We start from the raw sequence: 22,048 nt of genomic DNA, 5'->3' as shown, positions 1-22,048 counted from the left end.
GCGGTCGCGAGCTGTGACGACGACTCACTCATAGGGAGTCGTTGCACTTTAGTTTCTTATTCGCCCAAACTTTCTTACGTCGAACTCAAGAACCTTAGTCGATTGTGATACTAAAAATAATATACTTCACAAATCAAGAAAATTTGTCCCCGGACAACTTTTTCTAGGACCCTACACTGAATTCTGACTCCTGACCCCTAGTAAGTATTTTCCGAACGAATTTCGAAAAATGTTCGAAAAAATTTTCACCCAAACACATCTTGATTGAAGAATGAACCGCTTTTTAAAAACTTTTTATCCGTTAATCTATCTATCGATTTTAGGATGCGGAAAAACGAATCATGAGGATCAAAGAGAAAAAGATTTTAAATCGAGACTGCTTTCCGTCGTTACCGCCGCAGAGAACGGACAAAACCAAAATCCAAACAACGATTCCTATTATGTCGGGGGAACCGTAACCGGTCTGGCTTTATCCAGTAGCGTCATCATTCAGAACAACAATTCCGATTTACTGACGATCAATCTAAACGGCGTATTTCGATTTGCAAAAGCCTATAAAAACGGAGACTCCTATTCGGTTACAGTGTTAACGCAGCCAAACGCAAAAATCTGCACGATCCCAAACGGAGTGGGAAGCATTTCCGGAACGAGCGTACTTAGCATACTCATCACTTGTCAATGAGATTGATTTTCGATCGAGCCGGAAGTTTGTTCCTTTGGAACTTTAACCTTTTGACCTTCCTTGAGTTCATTCAAATCGGAAACCGCAACATATCTTCCTAATTCAAGATTTCCTAATACTTCCGCAAAATCGCCTTCCTCTTTAACGATTTCCACTTCGACGCCAAACAACCGATTTTCATCGTTTGCGACAAAGACGGTTCCATTCTTGCCTTCCTTATTTTTAAGGAGAGCTTTGAGCGGAATCAAAAAGGTTTTTTTTCGGGCGTCCTCTTGAAGGATGTAACCCCGTGTGAACATACCCGGTTTTAAGAGTTTTTTTTCATTTTGAGTGAGAACCTTGACTTCCACCGTTCTGCTCTGCGGATCGACGATTGGACTGATGATATAAACCCTTCCTTCAAAGTTTTGACCCGGATAAGCATCGACGATAAAATTCACTTTCTGGTCTTTTTTCAGTTTCCATAGTTCCGATTCACCGACGTTAAACTTCAAGATCACTTTGGAGGTGTCCACAATGATATACAAAGCCTCTCCCTCTTTGACGGCTTCTCCCTGTTCCTTAATTCTGGAAGCGACCGTTCCCGATAACGGACTTTTAATATTCGATTCCTTTAATAGGAGTTGCGTGGATTCCATGTTTTTAAAAGTTGATTTGAGATTTGCCTCGGCCATGTCCAATTCGGCGCTTTCAATCATAGTATTCAATTTTACGTAAGCTTCCTTTAATCCTGTCTTTGTTTTCGGAATCTGAATATTCGCTTTATCTAAATCTTCCGGCCTATAACCCATTCTAAGACTGGCGAGATTTTTTTCGGCTTTAAAAAGGGAAATTTCGGCGGAGTTCAAAGATGTTTCCACGGATTTCAATTCCGTTTCGGAAACAGCCCCGGCTTCGTTCAGCTTCTTTTTGTTTTCCGCGCTGCGCAAAAGATTATTTCGAATTTCCCTGGAATCCTTCACGTCTGCCTCCGCCTTTTCGATATTCGCCAATTCCCGATCCACCCTTTGTTTAGCGATGAAAAGCTTGGCGGACGCAAGATCCCTTTGACGGGTTTGTACTTCCACACCGGATTGATCCTTGGATAATTGAATTTCCAAATTCAACGTTTCCATTTTCGCAAGAACGTCTCCGATAAGAACGGAATCCCCCTCTTCTTTGAAATATTGTTGAATTCTCCCTAAAATTTTGGAAGTAACCTCCGCCTTCTTGAAAAAAGAAACGGAACCTAAAACTTTAAGACCGGAACTCGATTCGCTCAAATCGATCTTGGCAAGTTTGATACGATCTTCGAGAGGTAATACTTCTTCCTTTTTCTCGCTTTTTTTACAATCCGTAAAAAGAAACAGTAATATTACAATCCAGACGCACTTTCGAAAAATTCTACAATAAGAATATGATCTTAATTTCATGGGATCAAGCATAACGAACAAAACTCTGTAAGCCCTTATTTACAAATCGTAAAACCCGATTTGATTCCGATTTTGTGAAATGATTTTTATCTTTCATATTCTATATCCTCTTATTGTAGTTCAAATAAGTGTAAATCGTCTAAATTTAAGCCGGTCGATAGTTCCATCTGAGCAATCGCGTTCAAATATTTCAACCTGGCCCCGATTTGGGCGTTTTTCGCCTCTAAAAAACGAATTTCCGTTTCGGCCAATTGAGGCCGAGTGGCTTCCCCGAGTTTTACCTGCAGCTCCTGTATATTGAGTCTTTTTTCGAATATTATAATATTTTCATCCGCTTGTTTCATGGCTTGCCAACTGATATTCAATCCCCTGAGAGACTTTCTGATTTCGGTTTCGATAATATCCCCCAATTGTTTACTGGCAATTTTAGCCTGATACGCGTCCACTCCCGTCGAAACTATTTGTTTTTTATAACTCAATTGATCGTAAATCGAAACCGTAGTGGAGGAGGAAAGGGAACGATCCGTATCGTCCCTGCGCGAAACGAAGTTCGAGGAATCGGTAATTTGGTTCGGACCCATCAACATGGAAATTCGAAAGTTCAAACCCCATTCCGGCTGTCTGGGCGGATAATCGGCTCCCGAATAGCCGTAAAAGCCGCCTAAAGAAACTGTAGGAATGTAAAAAGATTTCGCATAACGATGCTGAGACTCCGTCTGTAATTCCTTTGCCTTAGCCCGATCAAAGTCCACTCTATATTTTCTTGCCAAAGAAATTAGGTTTATTTCCTCGAACTGGATAAAGTTGTATTTTACGGAATTTAAGAGGTCCCCCTTTAATTCCAATTCGCTACTCGCTTGAAGACGTAGCAGAATTTTAAAATCCTCAAGGAGGTTATTATATTCCATCCGGGCGTTTTCATGCTGCATTTTGATTTCATTCAGACGGTTTTCGACTTCCAGAATTCGGATTACGGTACTTTCCCCAAGTTCCAGCTCCTTCTTGCCTAATTCCAATTGTTGTTTTTGGCGGTCGATGGATCGTTCGTAGACTTCGATTGCCGACTTTCGGCTCAGAACTTCATAAAATTTGGATCTGATTTTAAACCTAAGTTCGTTCAGAGCGAGACGAAGATCATATTTTGCCAACGCTAAATCGCTCATTGCCGCGTCTAAAGCGAGAGAACGCCTCCCTCCGTCAAATACCACCTGGTCCACATTCAAACTCAAACGCTGATTTCTGCTGTCATCCGTATTCGATACGATATTGTGGGAGCGATCCCAGCGAACCGTTGCGGTGGGAAAATAAGCCCTCCAATTTTCGTTCAACAGCAATCGTTTGATTTGTTGCTGGGAACTGATTAGACGAATTTCGGGACTATTCTCGACTCCTAGCTTTTCCGCGGAACCGATGTCTAGAATAATTTTTTCCTTTGCCTCTAAAATATTCATATAATGGAATATTCCAAAACACGCAAAAATCGGAATCCATTGAAGCGATTTTACAGACAAAAAAGAGAACACGGGTCACACCCAAAATTTAAATAAGATCTACGATCCACCGTTATTTACTTCGTAATAGTTCCACGATCTTATTCGCAAAAACTCTCGCGACTTCCGAACTGTTATCGTATAATTCCAACGACTCGGACCCTATGTACTGCATTTGAACCACTTGAGATCCGTTTTTATTATAGAGGTACGCCATAATACCCGAACTCTGATCGGGATTTAAAAAATTTCCCGCTTTCGTTTCATGAACAAATCCAGTGATAACGTAATCCGAATTCGTCTCGGCGCAGATTTCTTTTACCTGTTCCGCATTCAAAAGATACGCGGAATTCATTTTTTGCGTGGCCGTAACAATGGAAACATTAGAGTTCGGTTGCGGTTCTTCGATTTTAGCGGAAGGATTCGAAATCGTCCCTTTCATACCGTTTGTGTGGAGAAAAAATAACAAATTATCGGAAAAGACGGAAGAAACTATATCCGCTTGATTGGAAGATTTGGAGAGGAAACGAACGATACCGATGCGGTTTCCGCCCTTCAAAGCGGTTTTGTCCATTTCAGAAAACGATACATGATACGTTATATCATGATAATAGCGCAAAGAAGGCCCACATGTCCCCAGACAAAGAAAACAAAAAGCCGCAAAGGTTCCGAGCAAAGTTTGAAAATGATCGTTTAACATAATTTTTTAAGAGATATTCATATTTTCGAATAGAAAAAATCCGTAATCGGTGATCTAAAAAGAACCAATACTTCACATATGGCATAAAAATGCAAGAAATAGAAATTAATAAGAATAAAATATTACATTAGAGTTGAAAAGATTGACATTTTTTCCATTGAATCGGCTATCTGTCTTATTTAGGAAGGGCATAGAAAAAATGAAAAATAAAAGTTATGCGATCTTTTTATGTTTTTTTTTATTTTCCATACTGATGCTAAGCGATTGTTCCAAGCAAAAGGAGAAAGAACTATTGAACGACGCGGAAAAACAAAACACACTTGGAATCGGCGCCTTACAATTGAATGATCTCGAAAAAGCGGAAAAACATTTCAAGGAAGCGCATCGTTTGAATCCTAAAGACCCGAATTACGCGAACAACATAGGTGTAACATTGATTACGCGAAATCGATTCGAACAGGCGATAATCTATTTTTCAAAATCGGTTGAAATTGATCCGAACTTTCAAAGAGGTTATTTTAACCTGGGAGTTGCTTATCAAAATCTCCAAAAGGATACGGAGGCATTGCGTTATTACGAAAAGGCGGCCGCAATTCCTGCGGCTATGCCCGAGATTTATTTCAATTTAGGTATTATTAATACTCGATTGAACCGAAAAGCGGAAGCGAAAAAAAATTACGAGATCTTTATCAAAAAAGCCCCTCCTCAATTTGGCCAGCAAATCAAAGACGCATATTTGAAAATCAAAGAATTGGGTGTTTGAAAATGAAAAAGACCATTTGGATATTATTCTGTTCCGTCCTACTATCCTGCAAAGGTTCGATCGATTTGGAAAAATTTGCGTCTGCGCGAACCTCCGAAAGAAAGGGAACCCCGGCGCTGTTTTATTTAAACGAATCCGAATTCTCCGCGAAAAATTTCAGGAAAGAATTTTTTTTCGAAAGAAAACATATTGCGGGGAAATTCGACCCCGTTACGCCCCCGGAAATAGAAGCCGAACTTCAAAGATACATTGAAGAAACCATCGTTTTAAACGAAGCGATCGCCAAAACCGATCTGAATTCAGCCGAAGCTCAAAAGTATCTATGGCCTTTTGTCCGCAAAGCGGTCATTTCTTATTATTTATCCAAAGAGTCCGGAGAATTCGAAATCGCCGAAAACTCGAATGAAGTGGAAGTTTCCGACGAACTGATCGAACGATACTACTCTCAAAATAAGGAACTTCTGAAAGAAAAAAATCCGAAAGAACTCAAAAAGAAACTTAGAAACACCGCCATTCTAATTAAGATCCGAGAAAGGTTAGCCCTGTCCCAAGAAAAAAAGAAAATCATATTAGGAAAGATGAGACAGAACAACAAGGTTCGCATCGTTCAAAAAGAAGTATTTACGAAAGATTTATATGAAAAATAATTTTAAAGGAATCGCAAACAATCTGAAAATCAAATCGTCGATAATGCGACTTCAAAAGCAAGCGTATCACGGCTCGATTTTATTCCTTATCGTTTCCATCTCTCTGATCGTCACTTTAAACGCGTGCGGCAGGGACGAACAATCCAAATTGGAAACTTTTCAAAAAGGAAAAAAGGAATACACTTCCCGAAATTTAGAGAAGGCCGCCGAATTTTTTCGGCAAGTCGTTTCGGAGGATAAGGAATTTTTACCGGCTCAAATTATGTTAGGTAAGAGCCTCTTTTTCTTGGGGAAAATGGAGGAATCGGAGGAGGTATTTCAAAAAGGATTAACTCGTTTTCCGGGAAACTCGACGATTCGATTTTGGATAGCAAGAATCCATATGTTGCAGGAAGGCAAGACAAAGGAAGCAAAGCAGGAACTCGAATACATACTGGAAACGGAAGAAACTTTTTTCGACGCGCACTATTATTTGGCGAAAATATATGAAAAAGAAGGAATGTTGAAGGAAGCCTTGGTTGAATACAATCGCGCTAAGATGATCAAAATCGGTTTTGATAAAATCCATAGAGATCTGGGCAAACTATACGACGTTGCGGGTTTGCACGAAAAAGCGGCTTTGGAAAAAGGCCTACTTCTCGAAAAAGCAGAATGAAAAAAATAATTCAATATTTTCTAATATTCTTATGTTTCTACTGCAACGCCGATATCAACCAATTGAGTGACAAACTAAAATATCTCGGTCTTGCAAATAGCGGAGAGTTTACGACGCCGACCGTCCTTATGATTACGCCGATCTCCGAAGCTAAAAACGTTTCGGTTAATGAAGAGGTATCCGTTCTTTTTTCTCAACCGATGGATAAAAATTCGGTCGAAACCGGAATTACAATCGGAGCCGTTTCCGGAGACAGCTCGGTTCGATACGTTTGGACCTCCGACATACTTCTCAAAGTCATTCCCAAGTCGCATTTTACCGCCGGTAGAAGATATGAAATCAGACTCAACCGTAATGTCGTTAAGGACTTAAGGGGAAATTTTTTAGCTGAAAATTTTCTTTCCGTTTTTTATACAACCGGATTTGGGCCTCAACCGTTTATTACGGAATCGAATCCTCCGGTCGCCAACCAGATCGTATACGGATTCGGTGTGAATTCCAATCCCTACATACAATTTTCCGAACCGATGGATCGAATCAAAACGGCGGAAGCCGTTTCCATTACCGGAGGTCCCGCGATTTACGTAAAAGAGTGGAATGACGATTCGACTCGTCTCACTCTATCACTGACAAAAAGCCTGGACCCTTCCACCACATATACTCTCAAAATATTAAAATCAGCCGAAAACGCTTCCGGAAACGTTTTAGAAAAAGACTACTCCATTCTATTTTATACCGGAATCGCATCCTTAAATCCTTATATTCAAGATATCGGAATGAGCGTTCCGAGTACGCCTTGGCCGGTCTTACAACCCGTTCCCTCCGCCAATCCGTTGATCAACGGAGTTTCAAAAAATAGTTTTTTGACGATCACTTTTTCAAAACCGATGGATCAATCAAAAACTCAAAACGCCATTCAGTTTACTCCCCCCATAACAGGCCAATTTACCTGGGTATCGCAAAGTTTGCTTCAGTTTACTCCTACCGATAAACTGACCCAAGGAGCGACCTACAGACTGGCAATCAACTCGACCGCTACGGATACCGGAAATATGCCGCTGGAAAATTCCTATATCGTAGATTTTAAAGTGGATAATGTGGCCGACAGTCTTCCGGTAACGGTAACCGGAATTAACAATTTTTCCGTCACTGCGTTGTGTGCTCCGACCGCGGATGGCAATGCGAACGCCCCCGTAATTCCCGCAAATCTTTCCGCAGTATATAAGATATCTGTAATATCGACCGCATGCGCTTTGGAAGATTATATATTCAGACTGAACTTCGCGACGGCAGGTAACGTGCCTCTTCAAAGTTTGGGAGACAACGATATTTACAATCAGGTTTCCGTTTCGTATTTTTCGGGCGGTCCGGGAGTGGGATCTCCGAACATTTATTATAAAAATTACAATTGCGGCCCGTCCTGTTCCACCGCGGGATCATTCGAATTCGGCATCAAAAACGTTCCGACCGGAACCCAATATAAATTCAAATTGAAAGGCGGTCCCGGGGGAGTCAGGGATATCAACGATAATTATCTCACAAACGATATTATATTTCTCTTTGAAAGACAATGAAAACACACAAGCTAAACATGAGTTGTAAAAAATCAAAGGATAGGAAATACGTCTCTTCCACGTTCGTTAAAATTTCATACCGGATAACCGCGGTTTGGATCTTATCTTTTTTTGTCGGATGCAGTCAGTTGATAGACAATGGAAAAGGGCCTTTGAGTTTAATTCCTGGCTTATCCGTATTTTCGGACGGAGAATCTCCAAGAGTGATCGGAAGCTGGCCGTTGAACGACCAAACGATTGCCGATCCAAAGGCGGCTCTTTCCATTTCTTTTTCCAAAGAAATGAATCAGACGTTTACGGAATCCGCCCTGTCCCTAAAAAGTTCGCAAAATACCGTTGTGGGAAGCTATTCCTGGGTGGGTTCGACTCTCCATTTTCAGCCCACCGTATCCCTTACGGATCCTGGAATTTATACTCTAACCGTTTCCAAATCTCAGGCGGAAGACAAACAAGGTAAAAATTTAGAACAAGATTTTATACTCAAGTTCAATTATAACGCGGACACGATCGAACCTACGTTAGCCGGTAGCTCGCCTTCGAACGGGGCCATCGGAGTTACTTCGGACGCGCACTTACTTCTCAGATTTTCCAAGCCAATGAATGTAAATCAGGTCCTTACCGAAGTTACCTCAAATCCTTCCGTAACCTTCAACCTTCCCTCTACTATCATTTCTCCGGATAGAACGACGTTTGAATTTATACCGATTCAACCTTTGACTTTCGGTACCACTTATAATGTCACGATTCCCAATCCCATCAAAGACAGTATCGGAAATCCGCTTTTGCAGACGTATCGAATCGGATTTACCGTAGGTTCCGATTTTGTACAACCCACTCTGACGAACATTAGATCCACTACGAATACCGGAAACTTCGTATTGAATGAATTCGCGATCATCGGAGGTTTCGAAAAGACCGACGATTTTATGATCGATTTTTCGGAACCCGTATTACCCTCCAGCTTATTGAACGGAATCACATTCAGCCCTTCGGTAACTTTTACCATCGTCGAAAATTCGGGAGGAGCCAATACCGGATTTATCATACATCCGAATTCTAATTTATCGATCAATCAAATATATCAGATACAGGTGACGAATTCCGTCAAAGACGCCCAAGGAAACAGCCTGAACAAAACGTTCACTTATAACACTCAAGTGAACGGACCGAGAAGTAAGTATCTTTTCGTACAGAATATCTATCTGAGTAACGCGCATTCTCTCGCCAATCGATTGTTAGACGGCGTAATCAATTCGCTTCAGCACGACGGCGGTCTGGGTCCCGCGTATAATTATTCCGCGGGGGGCGCGAAAGCGTTTTACGTTGCTTTTTGCAGAGACGATTTCAGATCGAATACTTGTTCCGAAACCGATTTGAATATGATATTGTCTTCCTTACAATTTTCGGTGAGTTTCGACTTCGGTCCCAATTCGGGAAATCCTTATCTGCTTCTACCTCAGTTAGGAGCGGCGCCTAACATCTATAAGACTTCGATTTTCGGACTCACGGAATCTCCGAACTCTTACATTTTCACGGTAAAGGGCGGACCCGACGGGGCTAAAGATTTGTACGGAAATTATCTGGAACAGGATTATTCCGTCAGATTTTCCGTTTCCCCTTAAAGTTAACTTCAAAATGAGATTTTATCCGTGATTGAATTTTTCCTAAGAAGAAAGGTAACAACGTTAGTCGTATTCTTCTTACTCGTTCTGTTCGGATACGTAGGGCTGACAAAATTAAAGATGGAACTACTTCCGGACGTGAGTTTTCCGTCTCTCACGATCGTTACGGTTTATAGCAACGTGGCTCCGACGGAAATCGAATCCCTAGTGACCAAACCCATCGAGGAAATCCTTTCCTCCGTTGGAGGCGTCGACAGAATTTTATCCGAATCGATCGAAGGGATATCCATCGTTACGGTGAGATTTAGATGGGGAACCGAAATCGACCAGGCGTTGATTCAAGTCAGGGAAAAACTAGATTTGGTCAAAGGCTCTCTGCCTCAGGACGTAAAAAAATCCATCGTAATTCGTTTCGATCCGAACAGCGCGCCCGTCATGCAGATTGCGGTCAAAACAAACGGTATCGATTTGAAAGACGTTCGACTATTTTTACGTAAAAACGTAATTCCATATTTCGAACGTGTGGACGGCGTAGCGGCCATCTCGTTATCCGGAGGATTTGAAAGGCAAATTCAGGTTAACGTAGACAAAGGAAGATTAGAAGCTCATAATATACGAATTCAGGATTTGGTCAATCAAATCGATTCCAGCAATTTCGGATTTCCCGCCGGTAACGTAAGGGAGGGAGATAAGGAAATATTAGTTCGAACCGACGGGCTTTTTCCTTCGGTCGCATCCATTGAGGATACGGTAGTTGGGGTTACAAAGGCCGGAGTTCCTATTTATCTCGGAACCGTAGGCGACGTAAAGGATACTTTTAAAGAAAGAACCAGCATAAGCGGTTTGATGGACGAGGAATGTATTTCTATGGTTCTCAAAAAAGAATCCGGAAAAAATACGGTTTCAGTCGCGTCCGACTTGAGGAATTTAATCGCAGAGCTGAACGAAAAATTCGGGGACAAGATCCGTTTTCAAATCATATCGGATCAATCGATATTGATCGAAGACTCCATCGCTTCCGTCGCCTGGGCGGGAATTCTCGCGGTGATCATTTGTTATTGTGTACTGAGCTTTTTTTTAGGAAATATCCGAGAACCGATCGTCGTCATCAGTGCGGTGCCCATTTCGGTTATGGCGACTTTTTTGATGATGTTCGGATTCGGTCTTACGATCAATACGATGTCGTTAGGCGGACTAGCGATCGGTGTCGGAATGGTTGTGGATTCCGCAACTGTCGTTTTAGAATCGGTAGCTTCTAAAAAGAAAACGATCCCCGATCCGATCCAAGCGAGTATCGAGGGAACAAAAGAGGTATTCGGATCCATCCTGGGATCAACGATCACGAGCGTCGTCGTATTCCTGCCGATCCTATTCGTCGAAGGGATCGCCGCCGAAATTTTCGGAGAGTTCGCATTAACAATTTCGTTTTCGCTCATCTCCTCGCTTTTTACCTCGGCGACGCTTGTGCCCGTTTTAACGCAATACGATTTCTTTTCGAAGGGAATAGGAACGTTTCCGCAAGCGATCGAAATTCGCAGAGAAAAAATCCTTTCCACAATCAGAAATTCTTTCGCGTCCATGGCGGTCTTTTTCATCCGAAGGAAAACTTTCGCCGTATACGTTGGGTTAGGCTCCATACTTGTAGCGGGTTTGTTTTTTATTCTAATTCCGAAAGAAATGCTGACCGAGATCGATCAGGGAGAATTCTACATCGATATCGTTGCACCGGAAGGATCCAATCTAAATTATACAAAAAAAGTCGTAGATACGATCACGAAAAAACTCACTCAAGATAAAACCGTTGAAACCGCATTTTCAAGAATCGGATACGAGGAAAAGGATATCATATTGAATCCCAAAGGGGACTTCGGTCTGAATCGAGCTTCGATCTTCGTTAAACTTGCCGACAAAAACAAAGCGGAGAAATTTTTAATCGGATTCTCCAGAGAGCTATCCGAGATAGAAAAAAATTATCGTTCTAAAATCGGAACTCGAATCGCCGGTAGCGTGTTAGGCGGCATCTTCGGTTCCGGCGGAGGAGGAATCTCCGTGGAAATCTCGGGACAAGACTTAAACCTCATCCGTAAAATCGCGAACGAAGTCGAAAACGAATTGGTCTCCACGAACGAAACGATTTCCGTTTCCTCGTCGGCTCGGGAAGAAACGCCTCAACTAAAAGTAGAATTGGACCGAGAAAAGATGGCCCACTTCGGCCTAAGCGTGGAGGACATAGCCACCACTCTAAAGACTTCCATCAAAGGGGATATTGCCACAAGATTTAGAGAAAACGATTTCGAATACGACGTGTTGGTTCGATTTCAATCGGCGGATAGACTTGGATTCGATTCGTTACGCGAAATTCCGATTCGTTTACCGAGCGGAAAAAATATTTTCTTGGACGCGATAGCGGAAGTTTCACAAACAAAAACCTTGCGTAAAATTATGCGATTAGAGGGAAAAAGAATCGCGATCGTATCCGCAATTCCTAAGGAATCGGCCGAAATCATAGAACGAAAGATTTCGGAGATCATCACACGTTTTGAAAAAGATAAGGATATCTCCGTTCTTCCGGGCGAAATCGCGAAAGAAACGAACAAATCCTTCGAAGCCCTGGCCTGGGCCGGTCTTTTCGCATTAATTTTGGTCTACATGACCTTAGCGTCTCAGTTCGAAAATTTAATTTTACCGTTAGTCGTGATGGTATCCATCGTGATGGTCGGATCGGGTTCCCTGATGTTTTTAATATTCTCGGGCAACTCGTTGAATATAGTTTCAGGAATGGGAATGGTCATGTTAAGCGGGTTGGTGGTCAATAATGCAATTATTCTAATAGAGTTTTTCACCTTGGTCGATAAAAAGAAAAACGTTGAAGAAGCGGTATACGGTACGATCTACCGAAGAATCGACACGATCCTGAATACTACTCTGACTACGGTTTTAGGACTTTTGCCGGCGGCGCTTGCAATCGGCGGCGAATCTCCCCAAGAGCCGATGGCCTTAGCGGTGTTAGGCGGTTTAACGGCTTCCACTGTTTTTACCGTGGTTATCATACCCGCGGCTTATTTCTCGATCGTAAAACAGAAATAGATGTAAGAACCTTGCAGCTTGATTTTTCCGATAAAGTAAACTGGAGTTTTGGGACACGCTGTAAATGGATTCTTTAATCGGTCTATTATACAGAAGACATATAACAACGTTTATGTTGTTTGTGGCGGTCGGAATTTTCGGATTCATTTCCATTCCAAGACTTCCGATTTCGTTAATGCCTCCGACGAGTTCTCCGGCTATCACCATACTGACTCGATATCCCGGAATTTCACCCGGTAAAATCGAAGAAATCATAACAAAACCGATCGAAGAACAAATTTCCGGAGTAGGCGGGATCGAGGATATTCTATCCTCTTCCGAAGAAGGGGAATCTAGGATCAACGTCATATTCAAACCCGGCACCAAAGTCTCGTATCGTTCTCTCGAAGTACGTTCTAAAATCGATCTCATACGAGGTAATTTTCCCAGAGAAGTGGAAGAGCCCGCCATTCTCAGATACGATCCCACCAACAAACCGATCTTCATCGTAAAACTCGAATCCGAAAAATACAAATTGAAGGACTTGAGAGAATTCGGCGAAAACAAATATAAAAAGAAATTCGAAAGAATCGACGGAGTCAGTGAAATTCACGTCGGAGGAGGATTTCAAAGAGAGATAAACATCGATATAGACAAGGGTAAATTATTACAGACCGGGGTCGGATTGGAAGAAGTCTTATCCAAGATCAGAACCGCGAACGTAGACGTTCCCGCCGGAAATTTATTGATCGGAGACAACTATATCAATATACGGGTGATCGGTAAGTTGATTCAAATTAAAGAGATCGGAAAAATACCGATTACGGTCGGTAAGTCGGAGCAAATCGTTTACTTATCGGATATATCGAATGTGAAGGACGGGTTCAGAGAAAAGGAAGACATAGCAAGGGACGCGGGTAAAGAAGTAGTATCCATTTATGTTCAAAAAGCGGGCGACGCAAATTCATTGGCGTTATGCGAAGAACTCCGAAGGGAACTTTCCTCGATTCATATAGAAGGGATTCAACAAAGTATCAACTACGATCAGTCTCAGACGATCAAAACGGCTATCGCAAAAGTTGCGGATTCTGCAATTCAGGGAGGTATCATCGCAGTCGTCGTTTTGTTTCTTTTTTTACGGAACTTCTACGCTACGATTCTCGTATCCGTATCGATTCCGCTTTCTATCATTTCGACGTTCGGATTGATGTATTTTTTCAACGTAGGGATCAACGTTATCTCCCTTTGCGGATTGGCTTTGGGCGTGGGAATGCTTGTGGATTGTTCGGTGGTGGTTATCGATCGTATCTTTTTTGTTCACCACGAAAACGGATTCGTAAAAGACGGAATTTTAAAAGCCTCTTCCGGATTGTCGAAGGAATTGTTCGCGTCCGTTTTGACCAGCATTGCGGTTTTTTTTCCGATCTTTTTCAGTTCCCGAGAGCTACGGGATCTCTACGGAGGTCTTGCGATTACCGTTTCAGCGTCTTTGGTCACCTCTTTAATCGTATCCCTAACTTTTTTGCCCACTCTTGCCAAATTTATTTTAACGAAGGAGAGTCGGTTTCAAACTCTCGTTCCGCCGCAGTATATTCTTACGTATATTTCAAAAATGAAATCTTATATCGAAATCGAAATGTATCATAAGGTTCTATCCCAATACTGGGACAGAACCTTGCAGCTTAATCTTTCTGATAAAGCAGAAAACGCAATGCCTTTGCTCTCTAAGAATCGCTTAGCAGGTTTTGGCGCGCGCTGTAAGATCCTACCTTGGCTCCGGAATCAAATTTTGCGGCGTCGTCAAACGAAATTAAATTCCGAATCACCAAATCAACATGAACTTCTACGATTTGATTTAACGAAATCTTTGCGGTTTCTACTCAAACACTACAATAAAACCGCGCTTTATTCCACGGCTATCATCGTAGTTTGTCTTTGCCTTTCTTATTTTTTAAAACAGGAATACATTGATCCGACCGATTCCAACGAGATCAGCGCGTCTTTGGAAGTAGAAACAGGAACCCATCTTGATGCGACCGATTTGATCACAAAGAGCGTGGAAAGGGCGATCGAAAAGAATCCGAACGTGGAAAAAGTATCCTCCAAAGTCGAAAAATGGCATTCGGATCTGATGATAAAGTTAAAACCCGTTTCTTTCCGGGAAGGTAAATCGACCAACGACGTTATCACCGAATTAAAAAAAGAAACGGACGAACTAAAGAACGCATTCGTATTTTATACCGAATCCGGCGCCGGAGAGGGATCCAAGGAAATCGATATTGAAATTATAGGAGACGAAGCTGAAACGATCAAAGAGTTAGCCAGAGAATCCGCAAAAGAAATAGGAGGAATACCCGGAATTCAGCAGGTTGCCCTTCGTTTTAAGGAAGGAAAAGATCAAATCACTTTTTCGATCGACAAAGTGAAAGCCTCGCAATCCGGATTGTTGCCCAACCAAATCGCCAACTTTATGAAAACTGCATATACTGGCTCCATTCCCACTAAGTTTTACGATAAAGACAAGGAGATAGACATTCGAGTCCGATTTTCCGAAGAAGACAGAGAAGGCCCCGAGTCGGTTTTTGGAGTCGCAATTCCTTCCTCTCAATCGGAAAAAGTCTCGAAAACACCCTTGATCGAACTCAGTTCGATCAAAAAGGAAAAAGCGGAGTCCAGGATTTATAGAAAAAACAAACGAAGAACTTACGGACTCACCTCTAAGTTAGGCGACATCGATACCGGTTCGGCCGTTTTCAAAATTGAAACCGCTTTAAAGAAAATTTCTTTCCCGGAAAACTATCATTACGAAATGACTGGAAATTACAAAAAACTGAAAGAGAGTAAAACCGAGATGATCAATTTAATCGTCTTGGCATTCATCATAATCGTTTGTATTTTATCGTCTTTATTCGAGTCCTTTTTACTTCCGTTTCTAATTGTACTTACCATTCCATTCTCTGCGGCGGGAGTGATTTTAACTCTATTCGTGTTTCGTATGTCCTTAAATATTTCCGTATATATCGGTTTCGTTATGTTGGCAGGAATTACCGTGAACAATTCGATATTAATTGTGGAAACTTTTTTAGAAAAATTAAAATCAAATCAATATTACGAAATCGACGTATTATTAACCGAAGGAATCCGAGAACGAATTCGCCCGATCCTGATCACTACCATAACCACGGTTCTGGGATTACTTCCGTCCGTTTTGGATTCGGGAGAAGGGAGTCAGCTGTGGAGGCCCCTTGCCGTAACGGTAGTCGCAGGATTGTCCATCTCGACGGCTCTTACAATACTTTTATTTCCCGCATTTTTTAAAATCGCGGTCCCCTATCTTCTGGAAGATCATAAAAGTATTCCGCTACAAAATAAAATCAAAAAACGTTCTAAGAAAATATAAAGGAAATCCAAAAACGATGGAGCCCATGAATACCGACATATGTTTTGAAGATGAATACATTAAGGAAAATTTATATTCCGGGAAGAGGATTCCAATCTTTCTTAGGAATCATATTAGGGATTGCGATCGCTGTCAGGAGAAAGCGAAAATATTCCATTTTGAGAATTTCATTCCGAAAAGTTCATTCGGAAAAGATTTTACAAAAGTGATAGCCTCATGGAAAAACGGACTTTCGGACAATTCCCAAAATAACCGGGATATTTTTCCAAATTCCAATCATGCCTATGATACGATACTATTTCAATTCGTGTACAAACACAGACTTTGGATTTATATAATCGGCTACCTTTCCGTGATCGTTGCGTTTTCATACTACTGGTTCTTGTTGTAGGTCAAGAGAATGCGATTTCGACAAACCTGTCTCAAAACTTACTTAACGTGAGTTCGGTATAACAAAATGCGAAAGCGATTATATGTTGCGACCATAGGCAGCAACATTGAGTTTAAGCGCGGTCGCGAGCCATTTTATCTATGAAACTCGCGAGCTGCGACGACGACCCATAGGGAGTCGTTGCACTTTAGTTTCTTATTCGCCCAAACTTTCTTACGCCAAACTCACGTTACTTAACGTGAGCAGGTCGTAAGAAATTCATGATTCATTTTTCTTTACGAAGTCGGAATTTGAACTTTGTAAATCTATTCTTAAAATGTGGGAACTACAACAAATCGCGATTTTACGAACAAATTCTAAAAGTAGGGATTTCCACTTTTGGAATATTCTTTCTCACTTTCAATCATCAAATTAACGTTAGTTATGCTTGAAAGACGAGTTTGATAAAAGGTAAGATAAAAAGAGAATAAGTCCCGCCCCAAAATCTTAAAAAATATCTCCATACGTTTCCATAGACCACTCGCTGTTTGCGCGCGTTTAAAATCGAGAAAACGCACGCAAACAGAACAGATAGATTATCCCAAACTATTAAAATCTTTTTGAGAAATAGCGCCTATTACTGATAATTTTTTCCAAGACATCTTGTGACGAAGGATCGGTGTCTTGCCGATTAAGCTCCAAGTTTTTACCGTATACGGATTTTGACTGATTTCGCTTTCATCCAAAAATAGGATCTTAAATCCTTCATTCTCTGCTTTTTTTTATATCCGGCCAAGTTTTCGTTTTCCAAGTTTCAATTGCCTTTTCATCTCTTTCCAACGCTCTTTTTTTAGGTTTTTGATACGAAAACCCTAATTGATGCAAGAGAGTTCCCACATAATCTTGATGATATGTTACTCCGAATTCTTTTCGTATGATTTCCAATACGCGGTACGTTGACCAGAGTTCATTCGGATAACCGTTACTGATCGGGCCTTTTAAGATGATTCTTTTTAATTCTTTCTTCTCTGCAATGCTCAATTTGGTCGGTCGACCTCGTTGACCATTCCACTTTACTCCTTCGATTCCTTCCGATTCATATTTATCTCGCCAACGCATTACCGATTGCTTACTTACTCCAAGCTCTTTGCTTACTCTATAACATGTATAGCCCTTCTCAAGTAAACGAATTCCCTTCAACCTACGCTTTTCCAAGCGCTTTAATTTTTCCCGCTCTAATCTTTGCATTATGACAATGGGATATGATTGATATATTTTTGGTACTCTTTTTTATAGGGATCAGTAATGATAGTTTCCGATAAATTCTATTATAACTTTTCCGTCGTTCCAGGTAAAACAAATTCGAATAGCTCCGTTTACCCAAATCGCGTGTTGCCCAGTCCGATCCTTGATCAAAGGATGTAACTTATTTAACGAAGGTAAAACCCAGGACTGTCATGATTCCGCTTTTCGCAGGTTGTGAAATGGTTGAAATAAATATCTACTCACCTACGATCTGAAAGTAATTTCCTTCTTTTCTGGTTTCATAACGTTTCCAATTTATTTTTTTACCAACAGGAATATAAGGATAATTTTGTTTTTTAATCTTAATCCCATGAACCAAAGAATAGATACCCGCCGCGAGCGAAATCGCGACATCCTTCTTACGCTTTGTCATTAAGATCATATCTTTTTCCTTATCGATATAACCGATTTCCAAATAAGCGGAAATCGCATTGATAAAAGTCGGTAAAGCATACGTAGAAAGATACGGTTTATTGATCGGACCGGGTTCCGGAAATTTTCCCTCGGTTTTTCTTTTTCGAAGGCCGTATTGAACAAATCTCATCAGCTCCGCGGAAGCGTAATGATTGTCTCCACCGAAACCTTCTCTGCCGTCTTCTCTTCTCCAAAGCTCAGGCTGAGATTTTTCTCTTTCCCAGAATTTTCCTTCCGCGACAAAGTTCTTATGACTTTTGGAATAAGGCCCTTTTCCTCCGAGTTTAGCGAGTTCTTCCCAACCTGGGATATCCTTATATTTCCAATGAATCATATTTTGACGATAACCTTCGAATGCGGACAGATCCGTTTTTTTACCACTTTGGTTCGGCCAATATCCGTGAAAGTAAATCCAAGCGTCCGCGACCGCGTTTTCTAACTTGGACCAACCGCTTTTAAAGATCATCCATTCGCTCCAAGGAGAACGTTCGAACTTCTCCTTTTCAAACCTACCTTCTCCAATTCCTTTTAATATATAGAAAGTTCTGTAAGAAGGCGTAAGCACCGCCGCCATCCCTCCCGGATGTTCCTTATAACTTGGATTGAGATGAAGGGAAACAACCAAGTTCGGTTTCTCCGTGTTGATAAACGAAATTCTTCCTTGTTGAATTTTTTTCGTTTTTTTATCCGGATAATCGAAAAGACGGTACGGAGCGTTCGGATCCTCGCTCGAAGAAAATTCTCTTTCTTCCGCATTCTCGTTACGGGTCATAACGGAATCGATTTGGATCCAAGGGATATTGTCGTTCGTAAACGACTTCATATAGGATCGAAAAGTTTTGAACCCCTCTTCGGTTTTCGTAAGATCCAAAACTTCCTTGAGTTCTTTAGCAAGTTCTAATACGATCGTCCTTTCTTTTCTTTCCTTGAAAGACGCTCCCGCCTTGTAGAGTTCCAAATATTTGCCCGAGATCGGATCGTATTTGTCTCCGTGATCTTCTTTGGGTTTAAGGTCCAGGCCTCCGTGCCCGGGATCGATTACCACTTTAAAAGTTTTAAGAGGGGATAACGGGCGAGCGGTTTTTGAATTCGACGTCCCTCGATCTTCGGGACCGGCCAAAAGAAACGATCCCGAAAACAAAACGTGAAGGAAAAGGATCGATAAAAGGTATTGAAAACGCCCCACTATTTCTTTTGAGATTCTTTTCCGTTCGAACCTTCGGAATATACCAAATTCCGATTATCACTCAGATCTATCTTATATTTTTCACGGATATTCTTACCCTCTTCCTCCGGCTTGAGTTTACTCAAAATCGAAATCCCGTATTCCTTTGCAAGACGAAAGTGCATGAGAGAATCCTTATATCTTGAATCCTTGCGCATTCGATCCGCTTGGATCATCTGATAATAAGCGATCTGAAGTTTATGATGATTTGCCGAAACTTCCCTACTACGAGCGGAAGAAGACTGAACCGATCCGCTCTGAGTCTGCTCCACACTTACGATCGTATCCGCGCATTCCCCCAAAAGCTGATCCGTCCTTTTATTGTACTGATCCGAAAACTTATTGTAAAGTTTGTCCATACTTTCCGAAGTTTCCCGCATCTTTCTTCCCGCGACCACATACTGTCTTCTGTAATAGTAATGAAGAGCGTCGTTGTATTGTTTCCAGATCGAGTTCAGATCCTCGTTCGAACCTTGAACGCTGGAACCGAAATTTTTCGTTACGGTTACGAGCGCGTGAATATCGTTTTTTACTCTCTCCTTCATGGAATCCAAGGTTCTCGCGTAATGAAATTCTTCTAAATAATCTCCCTGATACTTAGGATCGTTAGTCGCGCTTGCAAGTTCGCTCCCTTTGTCTTCGTCCTTGGATGCGTTCGATTGAGCCGAAACTGAAAATACAGAAAAAAATAAAACTAAAATCGAAATCTGGAAACTTTTAAATGACATGCAAATCTCCTGCACGGAAGTATAACACAGCGTCTTAAAACGCAACTAGTATTTTGTCGCTTTCCGCCTTACGTCTAAAACGAACAAACGGGTTCGTTCGTCCCTCTGCAAAAGGTCTTGTTCCTTTCGAAGGATTCACAAAATCGAATTCGAAGCAACCCGTCTCCGACCGGAAAAAGAGTATAGGGAAGATTCGAACTTTTGACTTCGTCCCAAAATTCCCGCACCGCTTTGTCCGAAGGAGCCTGTCTCGAAGGATCGAAAATTCTACCGTGCCAAAGAACGTTATCAAACACCGCTGTGTCCGGTCGCACTTGTTTGAGAATCCGAAAAATTTCCGGATATAAGACCTTATCACAATCCACAAACACGAACTTGCCCGACCACTTCACGTCCGAATTCCCGCTCGCTTCCTTGAGATATCGAAGGCAATGAACCTTTAAAAGACGAATATCCAAATCACGAAAAGGATGTTTTTCCAAATAAGAACGAACTCGCGCGATATAATCAATCTCTCTCTCCAAGGAGACGATCTTAGCGATTCTATTTAAACCGGAAGCCATCCAAAAAAGGGAAACCCCGTATCCGGTTCCGAGTTCGAGAATTTCCTCCGGCTGTTCGCACTCCACAAGAAAACGAAGAACCGCACCCGAAGCCGGAGTTAAAACGGGAACACCAATTGCAGCCGCATCTTTTTCCATTTGCAAAAGGATATCGATGGGGCGGGCAACCAATTCAGAATCGATCCTTTCTTCCAGACCGTTAAGAAAAATCGAGGTTCCGTATTTTCCGGGAGGACTCCCCTTGCTCATGGCAGAAACGGATGAAATCTATGTCGTTCTTCTTTCGGGATTCTTTTGTCCAAAACTTCCCGAATATACGAAATCGAATAACGTTTCGAAAAATGAATGAGAACGATCTTTTCGTTTCGAAAAGAGGAAAGATTTCCTAAAATTTCGTCCAGATGAATATGACCCCATTCCCTAGCCTGAGCGACGTTTCGTTCCTTGTCGATATAAGTACATTCGATAAATAGAATATTCGAACTCGCGACGTCTTCGTGTTCCAATACGTATTCTATTTTCGTATCTCCCGAAAAACTGACCACCGGAGTTTCACTCGGCTCGGAAACTTCCTTATTTTGTTTTAAAACAAGATTCAATTCCTCCTGGGGAAGAGATTGAAATTCCTTTTTTAATTTTTTTCTTCTCTGATACAAGGTATATCCTTGGGAGGGAACCCTATGGAAGGTTTTATGAGGAGAAAAAAAATGCTGTTGATCCAAATCAATCTTATCTCCGGGGCTTACCGCTTTCATATTGTACGAATAAGAAAAATCTTCGATCTCGGAATAAAGATCCAAAATCCTTCTCATGGGTTCTTCCAAAGCGGCGGGAACGAAAATCTTAGGCGGTTTTAATTTTCTCAAAGACCTCTGGGAAATATAATACGGCAAAGCGCAGGAATGATCCAGATGAGAATGAGTCAATAACAAAGTATCAAGGTGAATCCGATTGGGGTTCTGGGCTCCTATATCGAACATTAAACTCAAGGAAGGAAGATAAAGGGAGGTACGAATGCCCCCCTCCGATATTCCTTCGAATTGATATTGTTTGTGCTGAAACTTACAATACATCTTCCGGTCCGATGTGCTTCACGGTTTCATTCAATCCTTTCGTAATGTCTTTCGGCCCGGTCAAAATAGTCTTTACGGAAGAACTCACGAAGAATTTTTTACCGACCCGTTTGAGATCGCCTAATGTGACCGCTTGGATTTTACCCCGGTACATTTTTAGATAGTCGGCGGGCATATCGTGTTCTTTAAACCGAAGAAAGTTGTGTAGAATTCCCATCTTATCCGCAAATTGAAAGATGAAACGGTTGACGATGGATTGTTTTGCGGATTCCAATTCCTCTTCCGTGATTTTGGCAATCGTTTGTTCGCTTAGAATTTCCCTCATCAGGTCGTAAACTTCCTTGGTCGTGGAAGTTTTC

The 22,048-nt window shown here is 41.6% G+C and carries 17 protein-coding genes and 1 pseudogene (1 of these 18 only partly in view); 9 read left to right on the top strand and 9 right to left on the bottom strand.

What is annotated here, in order from left to right:
• Window positions 1–271 precede the first annotated feature (271 nt).
• Window positions 272–682 carry a hypothetical protein gene (locus tag FHG67_RS07140; RefSeq protein WP_002623272.1) on the top strand — a complete coding sequence of 137 codons (411 nt, stop codon included), beginning with the start codon at window positions 272–274 and terminating at the stop codon, window positions 680–682.
• Here FHG67_RS07140 and FHG67_RS07135 read toward each other — a convergent pair.
• The 3 genes from FHG67_RS07135 to FHG67_RS07125 form a co-directional block, all read right to left on the bottom strand.
• On the bottom strand, window positions 676–2,106 hold the full coding sequence (locus FHG67_RS07135; protein WP_004503762.1) for an efflux RND transporter periplasmic adaptor subunit: 1,431 nt from the start codon (window positions 2,104–2,106) through the stop codon (window positions 676–678). The two genes, FHG67_RS07140 and FHG67_RS07135, sit on opposite strands and share 7 nt — an antisense overlap.
• 98 nt (window positions 2,107–2,204) lie before the next feature.
• Window positions 2,205–3,617, bottom strand: a complete 1,413-nt coding sequence (locus tag FHG67_RS07130) for a TolC family protein (RefSeq protein ID WP_004499523.1) — start codon at window positions 3,615–3,617, stop codon at window positions 2,205–2,207.
• A 40-nt stretch (window positions 3,618–3,657) separates the two neighbouring features.
• On the bottom strand, window positions 3,658–4,284 hold the full coding sequence (locus tag FHG67_RS07125) for a lipoprotein (protein ID WP_004495775.1): 627 nt from the start codon (window positions 4,282–4,284) through the stop codon (window positions 3,658–3,660).
• Between the two features lie 199 nt (window positions 4,285–4,483).
• On the opposite strand from FHG67_RS07125, the gene FHG67_RS22305 reads away from it, so the two are divergent.
• The 8 genes from FHG67_RS22305 (at window position 4,484) to FHG67_RS07090 (ending at window position 16,402) form a co-directional block, all read left to right on the top strand.
• Complete coding sequence (locus FHG67_RS22305; RefSeq protein WP_004499551.1) at window positions 4,484–5,047, top strand: tetratricopeptide repeat protein; 564 nt, start codon at window positions 4,484–4,486, stop codon at window positions 5,045–5,047.
• Complete coding sequence (locus FHG67_RS22300) at window positions 5,044–5,694, top strand: hypothetical protein (protein ID WP_004503764.1); 651 nt, start codon at window positions 5,044–5,046, stop codon at window positions 5,692–5,694. The genes FHG67_RS22305 and FHG67_RS22300 overlap by 4 nt, the downstream gene beginning before the upstream one ends.
• A complete protein-coding gene (locus tag FHG67_RS07115; protein WP_004503779.1) occupies window positions 5,684–6,349 on the top strand; it encodes a tetratricopeptide repeat protein in 666 nt (221 codons plus the stop codon). The genes FHG67_RS22300 and FHG67_RS07115 overlap by 11 nt, the downstream gene beginning before the upstream one ends.
• Window positions 6,346–7,923 carry an Ig-like domain-containing domain gene (locus FHG67_RS07110; protein ID WP_004503780.1) on the top strand — a complete coding sequence of 526 codons (1,578 nt, stop codon included), beginning with the start codon at window positions 6,346–6,348 and terminating at the stop codon, window positions 7,921–7,923. The genes FHG67_RS07115 and FHG67_RS07110 overlap by 4 nt, the downstream gene beginning before the upstream one ends.
• Window positions 7,924–7,940: 17 nt before the next feature.
• On the top strand, window positions 7,941–9,545 hold the full coding sequence (locus FHG67_RS07105; protein WP_142499911.1) for an Ig-like domain-containing domain: 1,605 nt from the start codon (window positions 7,941–7,943) through the stop codon (window positions 9,543–9,545).
• A 27-nt stretch (window positions 9,546–9,572) separates the two neighbouring features.
• A complete protein-coding gene (locus FHG67_RS07100) occupies window positions 9,573–12,632 on the top strand; it encodes an efflux RND transporter permease subunit (RefSeq protein ID WP_142499716.1) in 3,060 nt (1,019 codons plus the stop codon).
• A gap of 64 nt (window positions 12,633–12,696) precedes the next feature.
• The gene (locus FHG67_RS07095; protein WP_142499715.1) at window positions 12,697–16,011 is read left to right on the top strand and encodes an efflux RND transporter permease subunit; all 3,315 of its coding nucleotides are present in this window, start codon (window positions 12,697–12,699) and stop codon (window positions 16,009–16,011) included.
• A gap of 16 nt (window positions 16,012–16,027) precedes the next feature.
• Window positions 16,028–16,402, top strand: coding sequence for a hypothetical protein (locus tag FHG67_RS07090; RefSeq protein ID WP_026054159.1), 375 nt, complete (start codon window positions 16,028–16,030; stop codon window positions 16,400–16,402).
• Between the two features lie 587 nt (window positions 16,403–16,989).
• Here FHG67_RS07090 and FHG67_RS07085 read toward each other — a convergent pair.
• The 6 genes and pseudogenes from FHG67_RS07085 to FHG67_RS07055 form a co-directional block, all read right to left on the bottom strand.
• A pseudogene (locus FHG67_RS07085) lies at window positions 16,990–17,629 on the bottom strand (IS630 family transposase); the annotation flags it as partial.
• Window positions 17,630–17,882: 253 nt separating this feature from the next.
• Window positions 17,883–19,286, bottom strand: a complete 1,404-nt coding sequence (locus FHG67_RS07075; RefSeq protein WP_004499492.1) for an N-acetylmuramoyl-L-alanine amidase — start codon at window positions 19,284–19,286, stop codon at window positions 17,883–17,885.
• Window positions 19,286–20,053, bottom strand: coding sequence for a hypothetical protein (locus FHG67_RS07070; protein WP_004495737.1), 768 nt, complete (start codon window positions 20,051–20,053; stop codon window positions 19,286–19,288). Before FHG67_RS07070 ends, FHG67_RS07075 begins: the two co-directional genes overlap by 1 nt.
• A gap of 74 nt (window positions 20,054–20,127) precedes the next feature.
• Complete coding sequence (locus FHG67_RS07065) at window positions 20,128–20,865, bottom strand: O-methyltransferase (protein ID WP_004501841.1); 738 nt, start codon at window positions 20,863–20,865, stop codon at window positions 20,128–20,130.
• Window positions 20,862–21,689, bottom strand: coding sequence for an MBL fold metallo-hydrolase (locus FHG67_RS07060; RefSeq protein WP_004499548.1), 828 nt, complete (start codon window positions 21,687–21,689; stop codon window positions 20,862–20,864). Before FHG67_RS07060 ends, FHG67_RS07065 begins: the two co-directional genes overlap by 4 nt.
• Window positions 21,679–22,048, bottom strand: the end of a protein-coding gene (locus FHG67_RS07055; RefSeq protein WP_232423652.1) for a M16 family metallopeptidase. It continues 1,106 nt past the right edge of the window; only the last 370 of its 1,476 coding nucleotides appear in the window; the start codon falls outside the window, past its right edge; its stop codon occupies window positions 21,679–21,681. Before FHG67_RS07055 ends, FHG67_RS07060 begins: the two co-directional genes overlap by 11 nt.

This window comes from Leptospira weilii (genome assembly GCF_006874765.1).
Classification (GTDB): domain Bacteria; phylum Spirochaetota; class Leptospiria; order Leptospirales; family Leptospiraceae; genus Leptospira; species Leptospira weilii.
This window is presented reverse-complemented; position numbering and strand designations above follow the sequence as displayed.